16 protein-coding genes and 1 tRNA gene are annotated in these 17,587 nt (G+C 63.0%); 13 read left to right on the top strand and 4 right to left on the bottom strand.

The genetic code is table 11. The features are described from left to right. Positions 1-43: 43 nt before the first annotated feature. The gene (gene glgC, locus CUJ90_RS12430) at positions 44-1,309 is read right to left on the bottom strand and encodes a glucose-1-phosphate adenylyltransferase (protein ID WP_114162889.1); all 1,266 of its coding nucleotides are present in this window, start codon (positions 1,307-1,309) and stop codon (positions 44-46) included. A gap of 760 nt (positions 1,310-2,069) precedes the next feature. Between glgC and CUJ90_RS12425 the strand changes: the two genes are divergently transcribed. Then, the gene (locus CUJ90_RS12425) at positions 2,070-3,188 is read left to right on the top strand and encodes an alpha/beta fold hydrolase (protein ID WP_114162888.1); all 1,119 of its coding nucleotides are present in this window, start codon (positions 2,070-2,072) and stop codon (positions 3,186-3,188) included. 173 nt (positions 3,189-3,361) lie between these two features. On the opposite strand, the gene CUJ90_RS12420 is transcribed toward CUJ90_RS12425, so the two are convergent. Together CUJ90_RS12420 and CUJ90_RS12415 are read right to left on the bottom strand one after the other, a co-directional pair. Continuing rightward, positions 3,362-4,357 (bottom strand): LLM class flavin-dependent oxidoreductase, encoded by a 996-nt coding sequence (locus CUJ90_RS12420; protein ID WP_073432469.1) that lies wholly within the window; start codon positions 4,355-4,357, stop codon positions 3,362-3,364. 157 nt (positions 4,358-4,514) lie between these two features. After that, positions 4,515-6,188, bottom strand: a complete 1,674-nt coding sequence (locus CUJ90_RS12415; protein ID WP_114162886.1) for an electron transfer flavoprotein-ubiquinone oxidoreductase — start codon at positions 6,186-6,188, stop codon at positions 4,515-4,517. 188 nt (positions 6,189-6,376) lie between these two features. Between CUJ90_RS12415 and CUJ90_RS12410 the strand changes: the two genes are divergently transcribed. Both CUJ90_RS12410 and CUJ90_RS12405 read left to right on the top strand, forming a co-directional pair. After that, the gene (locus CUJ90_RS12410; RefSeq protein ID WP_073430560.1) at positions 6,377-7,153 is read left to right on the top strand and encodes an SDR family oxidoreductase; all 777 of its coding nucleotides are present in this window, start codon (positions 6,377-6,379) and stop codon (positions 7,151-7,153) included. Between the two features lie 62 nt (positions 7,154-7,215). Next, positions 7,216-7,647 carry an acyl-CoA thioesterase gene (locus tag CUJ90_RS12405; RefSeq protein WP_073430559.1) on the top strand — a complete coding sequence of 144 codons (432 nt, stop codon included), beginning with the start codon at positions 7,216-7,218 and terminating at the stop codon, positions 7,645-7,647. A 28-nt stretch (positions 7,648-7,675) separates the two neighbouring features. Here CUJ90_RS12405 and CUJ90_RS12400 read toward each other — a convergent pair whose 3' ends face one another. Further along, positions 7,676-8,221 carry a LuxR C-terminal-related transcriptional regulator gene (locus tag CUJ90_RS12400; protein ID WP_073430558.1) on the bottom strand — a complete coding sequence of 182 codons (546 nt, stop codon included), beginning with the start codon at positions 8,219-8,221 and terminating at the stop codon, positions 7,676-7,678. A gap of 240 nt (positions 8,222-8,461) precedes the next feature. Between CUJ90_RS12400 and CUJ90_RS12395 the strand changes: the two genes are divergently transcribed. From CUJ90_RS12395 to rplT, 10 genes are all read left to right on the top strand, one after another. Continuing rightward, a complete protein-coding gene (locus CUJ90_RS12395) occupies positions 8,462-9,166 on the top strand; it encodes a CoA transferase subunit A (RefSeq protein ID WP_073430557.1) in 705 nt (234 codons plus the stop codon). A gap of 2 nt (positions 9,167-9,168) precedes the next feature. Then, positions 9,169-9,810: a CoA transferase subunit B gene (locus CUJ90_RS12390; protein WP_114162884.1), complete on the top strand. Its 642-nt coding sequence runs from the start codon at positions 9,169-9,171 to the stop codon at positions 9,808-9,810. Positions 9,811-10,066: 256 nt separating this feature from the next. Next, positions 10,067-10,978 carry an alpha/beta fold hydrolase gene (locus CUJ90_RS12385; RefSeq protein ID WP_114162883.1) on the top strand — a complete coding sequence of 304 codons (912 nt, stop codon included), beginning with the start codon at positions 10,067-10,069 and terminating at the stop codon, positions 10,976-10,978. A 95-nt stretch (positions 10,979-11,073) separates the two neighbouring features. Then, complete coding sequence (locus CUJ90_RS12380) at positions 11,074-11,427, top strand: RidA family protein (protein ID WP_073430554.1); 354 nt, start codon at positions 11,074-11,076, stop codon at positions 11,425-11,427. Between the two features lie 63 nt (positions 11,428-11,490). Next, complete coding sequence (locus CUJ90_RS12375) at positions 11,491-13,734, top strand: RelA/SpoT family protein (RefSeq protein WP_073430553.1); 2,244 nt, start codon at positions 11,491-11,493, stop codon at positions 13,732-13,734. Positions 13,735-13,865: 131 nt separating this feature from the next. Continuing rightward, a tRNA-Val gene (locus CUJ90_RS12370) sits at positions 13,866-13,942 on the top strand. A gap of 250 nt (positions 13,943-14,192) precedes the next feature. Next, positions 14,193-16,100: a threonine--tRNA ligase gene (gene thrS, locus CUJ90_RS12360; protein WP_114162882.1), complete on the top strand. Its 1,908-nt coding sequence runs from the start codon at positions 14,193-14,195 to the stop codon at positions 16,098-16,100. Between the two features lie 49 nt (positions 16,101-16,149). Next, on the top strand, positions 16,150-16,674 hold the full coding sequence (gene infC / locus CUJ90_RS12355) for a translation initiation factor IF-3 (protein WP_073430551.1): 525 nt from the start codon (positions 16,150-16,152) through the stop codon (positions 16,672-16,674). Positions 16,675-16,922: 248 nt separating this feature from the next. Then, a complete protein-coding gene (rpmI, locus tag CUJ90_RS12350) occupies positions 16,923-17,120 on the top strand; it encodes a 50S ribosomal protein L35 (protein ID WP_006052501.1) in 198 nt (65 codons plus the stop codon). Between the two features lie 29 nt (positions 17,121-17,149). Next, complete coding sequence (gene rplT, locus CUJ90_RS12345; protein WP_006052502.1) at positions 17,150-17,509, top strand: 50S ribosomal protein L20; 360 nt, start codon at positions 17,150-17,152, stop codon at positions 17,507-17,509. The last annotated feature ends 78 nt before the right edge of the window (positions 17,510-17,587 follow it).

Here is a 17,587-nt window from a genome sequence, read left to right as displayed (position 1 = left end):
TACTGTTCAAACGCGGCGGGGCCGCCGGCTGCCTTGACGCGCCTTAGCGCACGTCCTGCCGCAGCGCCTCGGGCGTGACCAGCACGACGCCGTCGTCGGTGCGGTAGAAGCGTTCGGCGTCGCGCGCCGGATCCTCGCCGATCACCGTGCCGTCCGGAATGGCGCAGCCGCGGTCTATCACCACTTTCTGCAGCCGGCAGCTCGCGCCGACGGTGACCTGCGGCAACAAGACTGCCTCATTGATGTTACAGAACGAACTCACCTTGACATTCGACGACAGCACCGAGCGCGAAATCTGCGAGCCCGAAATCACGCAGCCGCCGCACGCGATCAGATTGGTGGCCGATCCCTGCAAGCCTTTCATGTCGCGCACGAACTTGGCGGGCGGCAACTGCTCCTGATACGTCCAGATCGGCCAGCTGCGATCGTAGAGGTCGAGCGTGGGAATGGTGGACGCGAGATCGAGGTTGGCGGCCCAGTAGGCGTCGATCGTGCCGACGTCGCGCCAGTACGGCTCCACGTTCGGGTCCGACGACACGCACGACATGCTGAATGGATGCGCGATCGCCATGCCTCGGGTGACCACGCGCGGCAGGATGTCCTTGCCGAAGTCGTGATCCGTGTCGACGGTGGAGATGTTTTCCTCGAGCAGCGCGTACAGATAATCGGCGTTGAACACATAGATGCCCATGCTGGCGAGCGCCGTATCCGGGCGGCCCGGTATCGCCGGCGGATCGGCGGGCTTTTCGACGAAGCCGGTCACGCGGCGGTTTTCATCCACCGCCATCACGCCGAAGGCCACCGCGTCCATGCGCGGCACCTCGATGCAACCCACCGTGCAATCCGCGCCGCTTTCCGCGTGGTCGGCGATCATGCGCGTGTAGTCCATCTTGTAGATGTGGTCGCCCGCCAGCACCACCACATATTTCGGCCGGATCGAACGGATGATGTCGAGATTCTGGAACACGGCGTCGGCGGTGCCGCGATACCAGTGGGCGCCTTCCACGCGCTGCTGCGCGGGCCACAGGTCGATGAATTCGCCGAATTCGCCGCGCAGGAAGCTCCAGCCGCGCTGCATGTGGCGCAACAGCGAGTGCGCCTTGTACTGCGTGACCACCGCGATGCGGCGGATGCCGGAGTTCAGGCAGTTGGAGAGTGCGAAGTCGATGATCCGGTATTTGCCGCCGAAGTGCACGGCCGGCTTGACGCGCTTGTTGGTGAGCGGCCCGAGCCGCGTGCCCCGTCCGCCTGCGAGGACGATGGCGAGGGTGGTGCGTTGCAGATCGTTTAGCCGTTCCGGGGTACTCATATCTGTCTCCTGTGTCGATCAGAGTTGGCGCTTTAGCGCTTACTCTGATCCCATGCAACGCGGTCGATCAGAGTTGGCGCTTTAGCGCTTACTCTGATCCCATGCAACGCGGTCGATCAGAGTTGGCGCTTTAGCGCTTACTCTGATCCCATGCAACGCGGTCGATCAGAGTTAGCGCTTTAGCGCTTACTCTGATCCCATGCAACGCGGTCGATCAGAGTTAGCGCTTTAGCGCCTACTCTGATCCCATGCAGCGCGGTCGATCAGAGTTGGCGCTTTAGCGCTTATGTCGATCCGGAGTTAGTGCTTCAGCACTTACTCCGGTCCCACGCAGCGCGCTCCGATCCCATGCAATCACTCGCCTGTTTCTCTACCCCGGATGGTCTGCTTGCTTGCCCTCCATTCATGATCCGCACTGTCAGGCGGCCCCGTCTTCGCGGAGCGTGCGCTACTTCTAACCCGATTTGCCGCGAGCGAATAGTGTGAATTGTGCGGATGCCGGGCGCTCGCTCGACTCGCGCACGATCGACCGTTGCACCGCGGCGATCCGTGCGCCACGCCACATAGCGCGCGAAGTGAGGCGGTCGCAATATGCGTGCCCAGCCGGGCAAGGCAGCGGCCTGCGCGCCGATGCGCCGCGCCCGCGCGGCTGCGCAGTCCGGCGGCGCGTCGTAGAATCGTCCGCACCCCCACGGTCCAGCGCCGGTTTGCCCGCGCGTCGGTGCCGCATGCTTCTTTCTTTTTGCAAGAAAACCTATCGATGAATTTCCGTCGTCATTCCCTGATCGCTTTCTTGAGCGCCTGCGTGCTGAGCGCGGCGCCGGCTGTTTTCGCCGCTTCGGCTGGCGCCTCCGCTGGCTCCGCTTCCGCGCCGGGTAGCGCCGCCAGCACCACCATCGCCACCATCGCCACCATCGCCGCCGCCGACAACGCCGGTCCCGCTTACGGCCCCGAGTTGCAGGGCTTCGATTACCCGGCGCCGGTCGAGCAGTACGACTTCACCTCGCAAGGCGTGGCGCTGCACATGGCGTATATGGATGTAAAGCCGGCGCGCGCGAACGGCCGCACCGTCGTGCTATTGCACGGCAAGAACTTCTGCTCGGCGACGTGGGATGCGACCATCCATCGGCTGAGCGACGCCGGTTATCGCGTGATCGCGCCGGATCAGATCGGCTTTTGCAAGTCGAGCAAACCGGAACACTATCAGTACAGTTTCCAGCAACTCGCGCGCAACACGCATGCGCTGCTCGCATCGCTCGGCGTGAGCGACGCGACCGTGATCGGTCATTCGACCGGCGGCATGCTCGCGATCCGCTACGCGCTGATGTATCCGCGCGAGACGCGGCAACTGGTGCTGGTCAACCCGATCGGCCTCGAGGACTGGAAGGCGAAGGGCGTGCCGTCGCTTTCGGTGGACCAGTGGTACGAGCGCGAACTGAAGACCACCGCCGACGGCATTCGCCGCTACGAGCAGACGACGTATTACGCGGGCCAGTGGCGCGCCGACTATGAACCGTGGGTGCAGATGCTGGCGGGTTTGTATCGCGGTCCGGGCAAGCAGATCGTCGCGTGGAATTCGGCGCTGCTGTACGACATGATCTACACGCAGCCGGTGGTGTACGAACTCGGCCAACTGAGCACGCCGACGCTCTTGCTGATCGGCCAGAAGGATACGACCGCGATCGGCAAGGACGCCGCGCCGCCCGACGTGCGCGCGAAGCTCGGTCGCTACCCGGAACTGGGCAAGGCCACGGCGAAGGCGATTCCGCACGCCACGCTGGTCGAATTCGCCGACTTGGGGCACGCGCCGCAGATGCAGGATCCGCAGGCGTTTCATCAGGCGTTGCTGGATGGGTTGGCGGGGGTGGGGAGTCGTTGAACTCCGGCTGAGGCCGGGGTGGGGCGAGAACTTCGCTTTGGACGCTGACTATCCGAACATCGTGCGGGAGCCCTGGCGCGTGGTGTTCCGATGTTCGTGTCGCGGATAGCCGTCGAATCGGCAAAAGAGAAAACGGCCGTTGCCGATACGGCCGTCCTCTTTTGATAGCGCCGTTAGTCGCCGGCGCTCAGCTCATCGCGCACTTGCGCGCCGATTTCAAACGAGCGCAGCCGCGCCGCGTGATCGTAAATCTGCGCGGTGAGCATCAATTCGTCCGCGCCGGTTTGATCGATGATCGAGCGCAGTCCTGCGCGTACCGCATCGCGATCGCCGAGCACGGTGCAGGCGAGCGAATGCGCGACGCCGTTCAATTCCATCTCCGACGCCTCGAGCCGCTCGACCGGCGGATGCAATTGACCGGGTGTGCCGCGCCGCAAGTTGATGAACTGCTGCTGCAGCGACGTGAAGAGGCGCTGCGCTTCCTCGTTGCTATCGGCGGCGAACAGATTGACGCCGACCATCGCATACGGTTTGTCGAGCGCCGCCGAGGGCCGGAATTGCGAGCGATACACCCGCAGCGCCGTGAGCATATGGTCGGGCGCAAAATGCGACGCGAACGCGAACGGCAGACCGAGCGCCGCGGCGAGTTGCGCGCTGAAGAGCGACGAGCCGAGCAGCCACAGCGGCACGTTCAGCCCGGCGCCGGGCACCGCGCGAATGCGCTGGCCCGGCACCGGGTCGGCGAAATAGCGTTGCAGCTCGACCACGTCGTCGGGGAAAGACTCGGCGCTGTTTTGCAGATCGCGGCGCAGCGCACGCGCGGTGCTCTGGTCGGTGCCTGGCGCGCGGCCGAGGCCGAGATCGATCCGGCCGGGGTAGAGCGAGGCGAGGGTGCCGAACTGTTCGGCGATGACGAGCGGCGCGTGATTAGGCAACATGACGCCGCCCGAACCGACGCGAATCTTTTGGGTGCCTCCGGCCACGTAGCCGATCACCACCGAAGTGGCCGCGCTGGCGATGCCGGTCATGTTGTGATGTTCCGCCAGCCAGTAGCGGTGGTAGTGCCAGTTTTCCGCGTGCTGGGCGAGGTCCAGCGTGTTCCTGAATGCGTCGGCAGGTGTCGCGCCAGCGATGACCGGCGATAGGTCCAGGACCGAGAAGGGGATCATTGTCTGCTCACATGCCATTTCGGGCGCTTTCGCGCGATGGGGCATTGTGGCAAAGGTTCTGGTTTTCTGCTGACGACGCGGCGATGCCCACGTTCGTCGAAGGGGGTTCGCACGCGGTCAGCGAACCCGCACCGCGTGCTGCAAACAACGCGCCGACTCACATGTTCGGATAGTTCGGCCCACCGCCGCCTTCCGGCGTGACCCACACGATGTTCTGCGTCGGGTCCTTGATGTCGCAGGTCTTGCAGTGCACGCAGTTCTGCGCGTTGATCACGAGGCGCTCGCCGCCGTCGTCGGTCTTCACGAATTCATAGACCGCGGCCGGACAGTAGCGCGCTTCGGGACCGGCATAGGTCTGCAGGTTCACGTTCACCGGCACCGTGGGGTCTTTCAGCGTCAGATGCGCCGGCTGGTTCTCTTCGTGATTGGTGTTCGAGATGAACACCGACGACAGCCGGTCGAACGTCAGCCTGCCGTCCGGTTTCGGATACGTGATCGGCGTGCATTGCGAAGCGGGCTTGAGCATCTCGTGATCGGCGTGCTGGTGATGCAGCGTCCACGGCACGTTGCCGCCGAACAGCTTCTGCTCGATGCCGACCATCAGCGTGCCGAGGTACAGGCCCTTGCTCATCCACTGCTTGAAGTTGCGCGCGCGATGCAGTTCGGTGTGCAGCCACGATGTGCGGAACGACTCCGGGTACGCCGTGAGTTCATCGTTCCGACGGCCGGCCTGCACCGCATCGAACGCCGCCTCGGCGGCCAGCATGCCGGTCTTGATCGCCGCGTGACTGCCCTTGATGCGCGAGGCGTTCAGGAAGCCCGCGTCGTCACCGACGAGCGCGCCGCCGGGGAACACCAGCTTCGGCAGCGACATCAGCCCGCCCGCGGTAATCGCCCGCGCGCCATACGAGACGCGCTTGCCGCCTTCCAGAAACCCGCGGATCGCCGGATGCGTCTTGTAGCGCTGGAATTCCTCGAATGGCGACAGATACGGGTTCGTATAGCCGAGGCCGACCACGAAGCCCACCACCACCTGGTTGTTATCCATGTGATAGAGGAACGAACCGCCGTAGGTATCGGTGTTCAGCGGCCAGCCGGCGGTGTGCATCACGAGACCCGGCTTGTGTTTCGACGGCTCGATTTCCCACAGTTCCTTGATGCCGATGCCGTAGACCTGCGGATCGACGCCGTCGCGCAGCCGGAATTTCTCGTCCAGCTGACGGCCCAGATGCCCGCGCGCGCCTTCGCAGAAGAGCGTGTATTTCGCATGCAGCTCCATGCCGAGCTGGAAGTTCTCGGTGGGCTGGCCGTCCTTGCCGATGCCGAGATTGCCGGTCGCGACGCCCTTGACCGAGCCGTCGTCGTGGTAAAGGATCTCGGCAGCCGGAAAGCCCGGAAAGATCTCGACGCCCGCCGCCTCCGCCATGGTGCCCAGCCAGCGCGTGACGTTCGCGAGACTGATCACGTAGTTGCCGTGGTTCCTGAAGTTATCCGGCAGCGCCCAGGCCGGCACGCTCTTCGAGCCGGTTTCGGTGAGGAACAGGAAGCGGTCCTCGGTCACGTCCACCGTGAGCGGCGCGCCTTGTTCCTTCCAGTCGGGAATCAGTTCGGTGATCGCGCGCGGGTCCATCACCGCGCCCGAGAGGATGTGCGCCCCGATCTCCGAGCCTTTTTCCAGCACGCACACGCCAAGCTCGACGCCTTTCGCAGCCGCCAGCTGCTTCAGGCGGATAGCCGCCGACAGGCCGGCCGGGCCGCCGCCGACGATCGCGACGTCGTATTCCATCGACTCGCGCGGGCCGTACTGCTCAATGAGACTTGCGGGGGTCATTGATGCTCCTCTTACCGTTAGAATGCTTTTTTCGGGTTCGTATTGTGGGTGATGACCTGAACCACTGCAACCTGACGAGCCGACATTAGCACGATCGTTCTATTAATGGGATACGGTATCGACCCGCCGCGATGGTCCTACCGCACCTGTCAATCGTATCTGCAACCACAACCGAACAAGGAACGACAATGGGCCGTTCGATCAATCTGGAAGGCAAGGTCGCGCTGATCACCGGCGCCTCGAGCGGGTTGGGAAAGCGCTTTGCTCAGGTGTTGTCGCAAGCGGGCGCGAAGGTCGTGCTGGCGAGCCGGCGTACCGAGCGTCTGAAGGAATTGCGCGCCGAGATCGAGGCGTCCGGCGGCGCGGCGCACGTCGTTTCGCTCGACGTGACCGATTATCAGAGCATCAAGTCGGCGGTGGCCCATGCGGAAACCGAGGCGGGCACGATCGACATCCTCGTGAACAATTCGGGCGTCTCGACCACGCAAAAGCTCTCCGAAGTCACGCCCGCCGACTTCGAATACGTGTTCGATACGAACACGCGCGGCGCGTTTTTCGTCGCCCAGGAAGTCGCCAAGCGCATGATCATGCGCGGCAACAGCGCGCAGAAACCGTCGTACCGGATCATCAATATCGCGTCGATGGCGGGCCTGCGCGTGCTGCCGCAAATCGGCCTGTATTCGATGAGCAAGGCGGCCGTCGTCCATATGACGAAAGCGATGGCGCTGGAGTGGGGCAAGCACGGCATCAACGTGAACGCGATTTGCCCCGGCTATATCGACACCGAGATCAATCACCATCACTGGTCGACCGAGCAGGGGCAGAAGCTGGTGTCGATGCTGCCGCGTCATCGCGTCGGCAAGCCGGACGATCTCGACGGTCTGCTGCTGCTGCTCGCGGCCGACGAGTCACAGTTCATCAACGGCTCGGTGATCGCCGCCGACGACGGCTTCGGGCTCGCCTGAGCGCGCTTCACGCCGGTCGGTGCGCCGGCTTCAACCTGGTTTCAATCCTTCAAAGAAGTACGATGAGCGATTTCCACGCAGTCTTCGAGATGTCGATGCCGATCCGTTGGGGTGACATGGACGCATTCGGCCACGTGAACAACACGGTCTATTTCCGCTACATGGAGCAGGTGCGCATTTCCTGGTTCGAGCAACTGGGTCTTGCCGGCAGCAACGCCGACGGGCAGGGGCCGGTGATCGTCAACGCGTCGATGGAATTTCTCAAGCAACTGCACTATCCCGGCGAGGTGATCGGCCGGATGACCGTGGCCACGCCGGGGCGCAGCAGTTTCGATACCGGTTTCGAGCTCGTGCGCGCCGACGATCCGAACACCGTGTACGCGCGCGGCGCCGCGCGCTGCGTATGGATCGATTACGCGGCCGGAAAGTCGGTGCCGGTTCCTGATCTGCTGCGCGCCACGATCGAGCGCGCCGCGCTGGTCAACGCGGCTTGAGCGCGAGGTTTCGCGCCCGCGTTTTCAATCAATGCCCGAGCAGTCTCTGCAATAGCTCGGTGGCGTTGCCCGTATCGTATTTGCGCATCAGCCGCGCCCGGTAGACGTCGACCGTGCGCGGGCTGATATCCAACACCCGGCCAATCTGCTTGCTGGTTTTCCCCGTCACCAGTTGCGCGGCGATTTCGCGTTCGCGCGGCGTCAGTTCGACCGCCACGCGCCGCGTCGCGCTCAAGTCCTCGAAGGTCCAGACGCCCGCCGCATGCGGATCGGCGCGCCGCTGCGCGCGGCCCGTCACGTGGCACCAGAACAGTTCGCCGTTGGCCCGCTTCATGATGCGGTCGTCCGCGTAACTGCCTTGCGCGGTCATGATCGGCGGAATCCGCGCGCCGATCCGCTCGAATTCGTCCGCCGACGGATACAGCACCTGGAACGACTGGCCGAGCAGCGCCTCGCGCGGGCAGCCGAAAATCGACGCGAGTTCGTCATTGCAGTCTTCGATAATCCGTTCGCGTGACAGCACGAGCCCGATCGGGGCGAGGTGAAAGGCGGTTTGATAATCCAGTGCGGGCATGGGTTGGCGGCAAGTACTTATGTATTTTTGCGTATTGTGCCGCATGGCGCGCGCAGCGTACCCTTTCGGGCACATCACAACGCGGCGAAGCGATCCGCGGCAGGCATGGGCGCGAGGCACCTCCGGGCTGAACGCACGGTCCGCCGCGGATGACTAGAATGACGTGTGGGTTTTGCCCCAAAACGTCATGCCGAGCGCATTGATCCGGTTTCGGATTTCCATAAAGGAAGGGACATACTGATGAACAAGGTCTATCCAGGCGCCGCCGAGGCGCTGAAAGACATCGTCAAGGACGGGCAGACGTTCGCCGTCGGCGGCTTCGGATTGTGCGGCATTCCCGAGGCGCTGATTGCGGCGCTGCGCGATTCGGGCGTGAAGGGCATCACGTGCATCAGCAACAACGCGGGCGTGGACGGTTTCGGCCTGGGCCTGCTGCTCGAAACGCGCCAGATCAAAAAGATGATTTCCTCGTATGTCGGCGAGAACAAGGAGTTCGAGCGGCAGTATCTGGCCGGCGAGCTCGAGCTCGAATTCACCCCGCAAGGCACGCTCGCCGAGAAGCTGCGCGCCGGCGGCTCGGGCATTCCGGCATTCTTCACGAACACCGGCTTCGGCACGCTGATCGCCGAGGGCAAGGAAACCCGCCAGTTCGGCGAAAACCACTACGTGCTCGAACATTCGCTCACAGCCGACGTCGCGCTCGTCAAGGCGTGGAAGGCCGACAAGTCGGGCAACCTGATCTACCGCCGCACCGCGCGCAACTTCAATCCGATGTGCGCGATGGCCGGCAAGATCACCGTCGCGGAAGTCGAGGAAATCGTCGAGGTGGGCGAACTCGATCCGGACGCGATCCATACGCCGGGCATCTTCGTGCAGCGCATCGTGCTGAATGCGCATCCGGAAAAACGCATCGAACAACGCGTCGTCCGCGCGAAAGGAGACTGATCATGGCATGGACTCGTGACCAAATGGCCGCGCGCGCGGCGAAGGAATTGCAGGACGGTTTTTACGTGAACCTCGGCATCGGCTTGCCGACGCTGGTGGCGAACCACGTGCCGGCCGGCATGGAAGTGTGGCTGCAGTCGGAGAACGGCTTGCTCGGCATCGGCCCCTCGCCGACCGAGGAAGAAGTGGACGCCGACCTGATCAACGCCGGCAAGCAGACGGTGACCACGCTGCCGGGTTCGTCGATTTTCTCGTCGGCGGATTCGTTCGCGATGATTCGCGGCGGCCACATCAACCTGGCGATTCTCGGCGCGATGCAGATCAGCAAGAAGGGCGATCTGGCCAACTGGATGATCCCCGGCAAGATGATCAAGGGCATGGGCGGCGCAATGGATCTGGTCGCGGGCGTGAAGCGCGTGGTCGTGCTGATGGAGCACGTCGCGAAGGGCGACCAGCATAAGATCCTCGAGGAATGCACGCTGCCGCTGACGGGCGTGGGCGTGGTCGATCAGATCATCACCGACCTCGGCGTGATCGAGGTGACGGAAGACGGTCTGAAGCTGACCGAACTGGCGCCGGGTGTCACCATCGAGGAAATCAAGGCGAAGACGGGCGCGCCGCTCGATGTGAGCGCGGTGAGTTGAACGGCTTGTCGCTGCGCCGCCGGTCGACGTGGCCGGCGCGCGGCGGTGGCGCGGCAAAAGCAGGCGGGCGAGGCGTGAGTCTCGCCCGCTTTGTCTTGGCGCAATCGGATTGTTCCTGGCGAGTCTCGGCCAGTCCTATGCCGTGTGGCCGATCCGTGCGGCGCGGCAAAGCGGTTTACAATCGTTCGCAGATTGGACGCCGATTGATTCCCGCTTTGCCCACGCCAGATCCGCAGCGCTTTTGCAAGGAACTCCAATGACCGCAACGCCCGCTTCCGCCGCTGCGCCGCTCGCGCCGCGTCAACGTTATGTGCAGTGCGCGAGTCCTGGTGGCTTGCACCGCATTGCCTACACCGAATGGGGCGACCCGGCCAATCCGCGCGTGCTGCTCTGTGTGCATGGATTGACGCGCTCGGGGCGCGACTTCGACCGCGTCGCGGCGCAGTTCGCCGGCACGTATCGCGTCGTCTGTCCCGATGTGGTGGGGCGGGGCTTGTCGTCGTGGCTTGCCAACCCCAACTTCTATGGCGTGCCGCAATACGTCGCCGACATGGTCACGCTGATCGCGCGCCTGAACGTCGAAACGGTCGACTGGTTCGGCACGTCGATGGGCGGCCTGATCGGGCTCGCGCTGGCCGGCTTGGCCGACACGCCGATCCGCAAGCTGTTGCTCAACGACGTGGGTCCGCATCTGGAGCCGGTGGCGGTGCAGCGCATCGGCGACTACCTCGGCAAGCCGGTGCGCTTCGAAACGTTGCAGCAAGGCATCGACTACGCGGGTTTGCTCGCGCAAACGTTCGGCCCGCTCACGCCGGACGAGTGGCGCGAAATCAATACCCCGCTGCTGCACGAGCAGAACGGCGGCTGGCAATTCCGCTACGACCCGCGCATTGCGCAGCCGTTTGCCGCGACCACCGAGGAAGCAACGAAGCTGGGCGAAGCCGCGCTATGGCATTCGCTGGCCGCGTTCCAGGGGCCGGTGCTGGTGGCGCGCGGCGAGCAGTCCGATTTGCTGTCGCGCGAAACCGTCGCGAAGATGGTCGAGGTCGGGCGCGCCGTATCGAGCGTGGAGATTCCCGGGGTCGGGCATGCGCCGGCGTTTCTGTCGGCCGATCAGATCGAGATTGCCAGGCGGTTCTTTATCGGCCCGCCCGCCGACGCGTCATAATATGCAGTTCCGCGCGGCGCTCATCGCGGCTTCGTTCATCGGCCGCAACGCGGAACGCATCTTCGATCAATTTTCAACGAACCTCGGGATTCTTCATGGCAGTCATTCGTCATCACGTCGGCAAGCGCCTTTCGGAAATCGCCGTACATAACGGCACGGTATACCTGGCCGGCCAGATCGCCGAAGACACGGATCAGGACATCACGGGCCAGACGCGCGAGGTGCTTGGCCACATCGACCGTCTTCTGGCTGAGGCGAACAGCGACAAGTCGCATTTGCTGTCGGTGCAGATCTACATCTCGGACATGGTGCATTTCGCCGGCATGAACGCCGTGTGGGACGAGTGGGTCGCACAAGGCGCCACGCCGCCGCGCGCAACCGTCGAGGCCACGCTCGCGAACCCGAAGTGCCTCGTCGAAATCGTGGTGGTCGCGGCTCAGCGCAGCTAAGGCCGGCCCAGTTGTCGTTGTTGAAATTCCGTTGATCCGTCTGGCCCGGTGGGCCGCCGCACCATGACTACCGAAATCGTTACGAGCACGCCGACACCCCTTCCTTCTTTCGACGAAGCGGTGGCGTTCGTGCGCGAGCATGCGGGCGGGGTGCGCTTCTCCTCGGGCGAGTTGCTGGCGGATCACGCGGCGGGTACGGCGTCGATCATGCTCACGCTCAACGTCGACCCGCCGGCGGTGCTGGCCGCGGCGTTGTTTGCGTTGACGCCGCACCTGCAAGACCCGGAGCGCATGATCGCCGAGAAGTTCGGCGACGAGGTCGCGCAACTGGTCGGCAACGTGCGCAAGTTGCTGCGCCTCGGCTCGGTCAGCTTGCGCGCCTCGCAGAATACGATGCCCGAAGCCGGGCGCGATGCGCAGGCCGCGCGCCGTGCGCAGGTCGAGGCGCTGCGCAAGATGCTGCTCGCGTTCGCGCAAGACATTCGCGTGGTGCTGATCCGGCTCGCTTCGCGCTTGCAATCGCTGCGTTATTACGCGGCGGCGAAGCTCTCGCCGTCGCCGGACGTGGCCCGCGAGACGCTCGATATCTACGCGCCGCTCGCCAACCGTCTCGGCATCTGGCAACTGAAGTGGGAGCTCGAGGATCTCGCGTTCCGCTTCGAAGAGCCCGAGACCTATAAGCGCATCGCGCGGCTGCTCGACGAAAAGCGCGTGGAGCGCGAGAGCTACGTGGCGCAGGCCATCGAACGGCTGCAGCAGGAACTGGCCGCGGCGCACATTCGCGCCGAAGTCAGCGGCCGGCCGAAGCATATCTACAGCATCTGGCGCAAGATGCGCGGCAAGGAACTGGACTTCGCCGAACTGTACGACGTGCGGGCGTTTCGCGTGATCGTGCCGGACATCAAGGATTGCTATACCGTGCTCGGCATCGTGCACAACCTGTGGCAACCGGTGCCGAAAGAGTTCGACGACTACATTTCGCGGCCGAAGCCTAACGGCTACAAGTCGCTGCATACGGTCGTGATCGGCGACGACGGCCGCGCGTTCGAAGTGCAGATCCGCACGCACGAAATGCATCAGTTCGCCGAGTACGGCGTGGCCGCGCACTGGCGCTATAAGGAAGCGGGCACGCGCGGGTACGGCGGTCAGTTCGCCGCCAACGAGAAGTACGACGAGAAGATCGCGTGGCTGCGTCAACTGCTCGCCTGGAAAGACGATGTCGCCGAGGGCGAGCACGGTGAGAAGCGCGCCGCGCAGCCGTGGGAGCAACTGCGCCAGGCCACGCTCGACGACGACCACATCTACGTGCTCACGCCGCAAGCGCGCGTGATCCCGTTGCCGCACGGCGCCACACCCATCGATTTCGCGTATCACCTGCATAGCGAACTGGGGCATCGCTGCCGCGGCGCGCGCGTGGACGGCGCGATGGTGCCGCTCAACACGCCGTTGCAGAACGGTCAGACGGTGGAGATCGTCGCGGTGAAGGAGGGCGGTCCGTCGCGTGACTGGCTCAACCCGCAGCTTGGCTATCTGCACAGTCCGCGCGCGCGGCAGAAGGTGCGCGCGTGGTTCAACGCGGTCGAGGTCCAGGAGCACATCGCGAGCGGTCGCGCCATGGTCGAAAAGACCTTGCAGCGCGAGGGCAAGACGTCGGTCAATCTCGATCAGCTTGCCGCCAAGCTCGGCTTCAAGACGACGGACGATCTGTTCTCGGTGGTCGGCAAGGAGGAGTTCAGTTTGCGGCTCGTCGAGCAGGCGCTCCACGACGCGCCGCCGCCCGAGCCCGTTGTCGAGGCGCCCGAGCAGTTCGAAAAGCGCAGCAGCGGTGCGAGCGTTGCGCGCGGCGCGTCCACGGGCGTGCTGGTGGTCGGCGTGGATGCGTTGCTCACGCAGCTTGCGCGCTGCTGCCGGCCCGCGCCGCCCGACGATATCAGCGGTTTCGTGACGCGCGGCAAGGGCATGTCGATACATCGCAGCGATTGTCCGACCTTCCTGCGCATGGCCGAGCGCGCGCCGGAGCGTGTGTTGCAAACGGCGTGGTCGGCGGACGTGATGAGCGGGCGCGGGCAGTCCGTCTATCCTGTCGACCTCACGATCGAGGCAACGGATCGGCAAGGCCTGTTGCGCGATATCTCCGAAGTGTTCGCGCGCGAGAAGATGAACGTGATCGGCGTGAAAACGCAGACCCGCAGGAACGCCGCGTTCATGCAATTCACCGTCGAGGTGTCGAGCGCCGCGCAGATTCAACGCGCATGCACGCTGCTCGGCGAGGTGACGGGCGTGGTGCGCGCCTCACGCAAAAATTGACGGACAGGTGCCGCGGCTCACATCGCCGGGGCAGCCGTTCGCTGGCTGTTTAGGCGGTCGTTGGAAATTTAAAGTCGGTGCATAAAAGTACTTGCCAAGCAGTGTGGTGCTCCATATAATCTCGTTTCTTCAGGCTCGTAGCTCAGCTGGTTAGAGCACCACCTTGACATGGTGGGGGTCGTTGGTTCGAGTCCAATCGAGCCTACCAACGAAAGAGAAATTCCGGCTTGCGCCGGGGTTTCGCAAACTGCAGCAAGCGCCCTGGCGCAAAAGGCAAATACGGTTATGGCACCGCGAACGTTGACCGAAACCACTTCGGAGCGACGCTAGTCGAGGACCACTTTCGCCACTGTAGTTTGCAGGAAATGTGAATGCGGCCCCTCGAAAGTGGGGCCGCATTTTTTTTGGCTTTTTGACCTGATTGCATGTGCCGCCGCCGGTCGGCAACGGAGAACAAAATGGTTTCGATACGTCTGCCTGACGGTTCTGTTCGACAGTACGAGCATCCGGTGACCGTCGCCGAAGTGGCGGCCTCGATCGGCCCCGGCCTCGCGAAAGCCGCGCTCGGCGGCAAGATCGACGGCGAGCTCGTCGATACGTCCACGCTGATCGATCACGATGTGGCGCTTGCCATCGTCACGGAAAAAGACGCAGACGGTCTCGACATCATTCGTCACTCCACGGCGCATTTGCTCGCGTACGCGGTGAAGGATCTGTATCCGGAAGCGCAAGTCACGATCGGCCCGGTAATCGACAACGGCTTCTATTACGACTTCGCGTACAGCCGTCCCTTCACGCCGGAAGACCTCGAAAAGATCGAAAAGCGCATGCAGGAACTGGCGAAGAAAGACGAGCCGGTCTCGCGCCGCGTGGTGTCGCGCGGCGAAGCCGTGGACTACTTCAAGAGCATCGGCGAAAAGTACAAGGCCGAGATCATCGAATCGATTCCCGCCAGCGACGAAATCAAGCTGTACTCGCATGGCGGCTTCACCGACTTGTGTCGCGGCCCGCACGTGCCCTCCACCGGCAAGCTGAAAGTCTTCAAGCTGATGAAGGTGGCCGGCGCGTACTGGCGCGGCGATTCAAAGAACGAGCAATTGCAGCGCATCTACGGTACGGCCTGGACGAAGAAGGAAGACCAGGACGCGTATCTGCACATGCTCGAGGAAGCGGAGAAGCGCGACCACCGCAAGCTCGGCAAGCAACTCGATCTGTTTCACATGCAGGACGAGTCGCCGGGCATGGTGTTCTGGCATCCGCGTGGCTGGACGCTGTGGCAGCAGGTCGAGCAGTACATGCGCCGCCGCGTGAACGATGCCGGCTACCTCGAAATCAAGACGCCGATGATCATGGACCGCTCGCTGTGGGAAGCGTCGGGCCACTGGCAGAACTACCGTGAAAACATGTTCACGACGGAATCGGAAAAGCGCGACTATGCGATCAAGCCGATGAACTGTCCGGGTCACGTGCAGGTGTTCAATCATGGCTTGCGCTCGTATCGCGACCTGCCGTTGCGTTACGCGGAATTCGGCTCGTGCCACCGCAATGAGTCGTCGGGCGCGCTGCACGGCCTGATGCGCGTGCGCGGTTTTGTGCAGGACGACGCTCATATTTTCTGTACCGAAGACCAGTTCATCAGCGAGTCGATCGCGTTCAACACGCTGGCGATGAGCGTCTATAAGGACTTCGGTTTCGACAATGTCGAGATCAAGCTGTCTCTGCGCCCGGATGCGCGCGCCGGCACGGACGAGACGTGGGACCGCGCGGAGCAGGGTCTGCGCGAGGCGTTGACGGCATGCGGCGTGACGTGGGAAGAATTGGCCGGCGAGGGCGCGTTCTACGGGCCGAAGGTCGAATATCACATCAAGGACGCGCTCGGCCGCTCGTGGCAATGCGGCACGCTGCAACTGGATATGGTGTTGCCGGAACGTCTGGGCGCGGAATACGTCGCCGAGGACAATGGCCGCCGCCGGCCGATCATGCTGCACCGGGCAATCGTCGGATCAATGGAGCGTTTCCTCGGCATTCTGATCGAGCACCATGCCGGTGCAATGCCTGTCTGGCTCGCGCCGATGCAGGTCGTCGTGATGAACATTGCGGAAAGTCAGGCCGAATACGCACAGTCGCTAGCCCAATCGTTGCAAAAACAAGGGGTTAGAGTAGAGGCCGATTTGCGCAACGAGAAGATTAGCTATAAAATACGCGAGCACACGCTGGAAAAGGTGCCGTACCTGCTTGTGGTCGGCGACAAAGAGCGTGAAGCCCAAACGGTAGCCGTGCGTGCCCGTGGTGGTGTCGATCTCGGCGTCATGCCTCTCGATACCTTCATTGAGCGTCTGCGTCAGGACGTGCAGTCGTTCAACTGAGCCACTTGGCAGCCCGGCTCGTTTTTTTAATTTTTAGAGGAAACGTAACATCGCTACTGATAAGTCTGCGCACCGCATCAACGGTGAAATTACGGCACCCGAGGTGCGTCTGGTCGGAGTCGAGAACGAACCGCTCGGCATCGTGAAACTCGCTGATGCGTTCCGCATGTCGGAACAGCAAGACGTGGATCTGGTCGAAATCGCGCCGCAAGCGGTTCCGCCGGTTTGCCGCTTGATGGACTACGGCAAGTTCAAGTACCAGGAAGCGAAGAAGCAACACGAGGCCAAGCTCAAGCAGAAGGTCATCCAGGTCAAGGAAGTCAAGTTCCGCCCGGGTACCGACGACGGTGACTACAACGTCAAACTGCGCAACCTCATCCGCTTCCTCGAAGACGGCGACAAGACGAAAATCACGTTGCGTTTCCGTGGCCGCGAAATGGCTCACCAGGAAATCGGTATGCGCATGCTCGAGCGCTTGCGCACGGACCTCGACGAAGTGGGTCAGGTCGAGCAAATGCCGAAAATGGAAGGGCGCCAGATGATCATGGTGCTCGCTCCAAAGAAAAAGAAGTAAGCGGCTGGAGTGGCGGCGCGCCATGTGGTGTGCGCTCCGGTTGTCAACGGTTGAATTGAAGGCTGTGCCGGGTGTCCGGCGCGGCATCAGCAGTTTCGGAACGGCGCCTATGCAAATGCGCGCCGCTTCCTGAAAAGCGGCTGCCGGCAGTATCGGTGGTCTGCATACCAAGTGGAATGGGTTTCGAAGGGCGGGTTATGGCCATCTGGCCGACCGCACACCCATATCCATCTAATAATGGAGTTGTCATGCCGAAGATGAAGACCAAGAAGAGTGCTGCGAAGCGCTTCGTGGTGCGTCCGGGCGGTACCGTCAAGCGCGGTCAAGCCTTCAAGCGCCACATTCTTACCAAGAAGACCACCAAGAACAAACGCCATCTGCGTGGTTCGACGGCAGTTCATGATTCCGATCTGAACTCCGTGCGCGCAATGCTGCCGTTCGCTTAACCCTTAACCGAAACTCATAGGAGCGAAACATGCCTCGAGTAAAACGTGGGGTTACCGCACGGGCCCGTCACAAGAAGATCATCAAGCTGGCCAAGGGTTACCGCGGCCGTCGCAATAACGTCTATCGCATCGCCAAGCAGGCGGTCATGCGCGCAGGCCAGTACGCCTACCGCGATCGCCGCAACAAGAAGCGTGTGTTCCGTGCATTGTGGATCACGCGTATCAATGCGGCGGTGCGTCAGCACGACATGACGTACAGCGTGTTCATCAACGGCCTGAAGAAGGCTTCGATCGAACTCGACCGCAAGGTGCTGGCCGACATGGCTGTGTTCGACAAGGCTGCTTTTGCTGCGATCGTTCAGCAGGTGAAAGCCGCCGTTGCAGCCTGATTGCGCTTTGGGCAATTAACACTGCGTGGTTCGTTGCAGCGAACATCCGGTAGTCTCGGTGACGCTGCAGCAAAAACG

This window comes from Paraburkholderia terricola, assembly GCF_003330825.1.
Classification (GTDB): domain Bacteria; phylum Pseudomonadota; class Gammaproteobacteria; order Burkholderiales; family Burkholderiaceae; genus Paraburkholderia; species Paraburkholderia terricola.
This window is presented reverse-complemented; position numbering and strand designations above follow the sequence as displayed.

Bases quoted from the DNA above. Each gene is read 5' to 3' on its own strand.
- glgC (WP_114162889.1), bottom strand. From the start codon at position 1,309: ATGAGTACCCCGGAACGGCTAAACGATCTGCAACGCACCACCCTCGCC.
- CUJ90_RS12425 (WP_114162888.1), top strand. From the start codon at position 2,070: ATGAATTTCCGTCGTCATTCCCTGATCGCTTTCTTGAGCGCCTGCGTG.
- CUJ90_RS12420 (WP_073432469.1), bottom strand. From the start codon at position 4,357: ATGATCCCCTTCTCGGTCCTGGACCTATCGCCGGTCATCGCTGGCGCG.
- CUJ90_RS12415 (WP_114162886.1), bottom strand. From the start codon at position 6,188: ATGACCCCCGCAAGTCTCATTGAGCAGTACGGCCCGCGCGAGTCGATG.
- CUJ90_RS12410 (WP_073430560.1), top strand. From the start codon at position 6,377: ATGGGCCGTTCGATCAATCTGGAAGGCAAGGTCGCGCTGATCACCGGC.
- CUJ90_RS12405 (WP_073430559.1), top strand. From the start codon at position 7,216: ATGAGCGATTTCCACGCAGTCTTCGAGATGTCGATGCCGATCCGTTGG.
- CUJ90_RS12400 (WP_073430558.1), bottom strand. From the start codon at position 8,221: ATGCCCGCACTGGATTATCAAACCGCCTTTCACCTCGCCCCGATCGGG.
- CUJ90_RS12395 (WP_073430557.1), top strand. From the start codon at position 8,462: ATGAACAAGGTCTATCCAGGCGCCGCCGAGGCGCTGAAAGACATCGTC.
- CUJ90_RS12390 (WP_114162884.1), top strand. From the start codon at position 9,169: ATGGCATGGACTCGTGACCAAATGGCCGCGCGCGCGGCGAAGGAATTG.
- CUJ90_RS12385 (WP_114162883.1), top strand. From the start codon at position 10,067: ATGACCGCAACGCCCGCTTCCGCCGCTGCGCCGCTCGCGCCGCGTCAA.
- CUJ90_RS12380 (WP_073430554.1), top strand. From the start codon at position 11,074: ATGGCAGTCATTCGTCATCACGTCGGCAAGCGCCTTTCGGAAATCGCC.
- CUJ90_RS12375 (WP_073430553.1), top strand. From the start codon at position 11,491: ATGACTACCGAAATCGTTACGAGCACGCCGACACCCCTTCCTTCTTTC.
- thrS (WP_114162882.1), top strand. From the start codon at position 14,193: ATGGTTTCGATACGTCTGCCTGACGGTTCTGTTCGACAGTACGAGCAT.
- rpmI (WP_006052501.1), top strand. From the start codon at position 16,923: ATGCCGAAGATGAAGACCAAGAAGAGTGCTGCGAAGCGCTTCGTGGTG.
- rplT (WP_006052502.1), top strand. From the start codon at position 17,150: ATGCCTCGAGTAAAACGTGGGGTTACCGCACGGGCCCGTCACAAGAAG.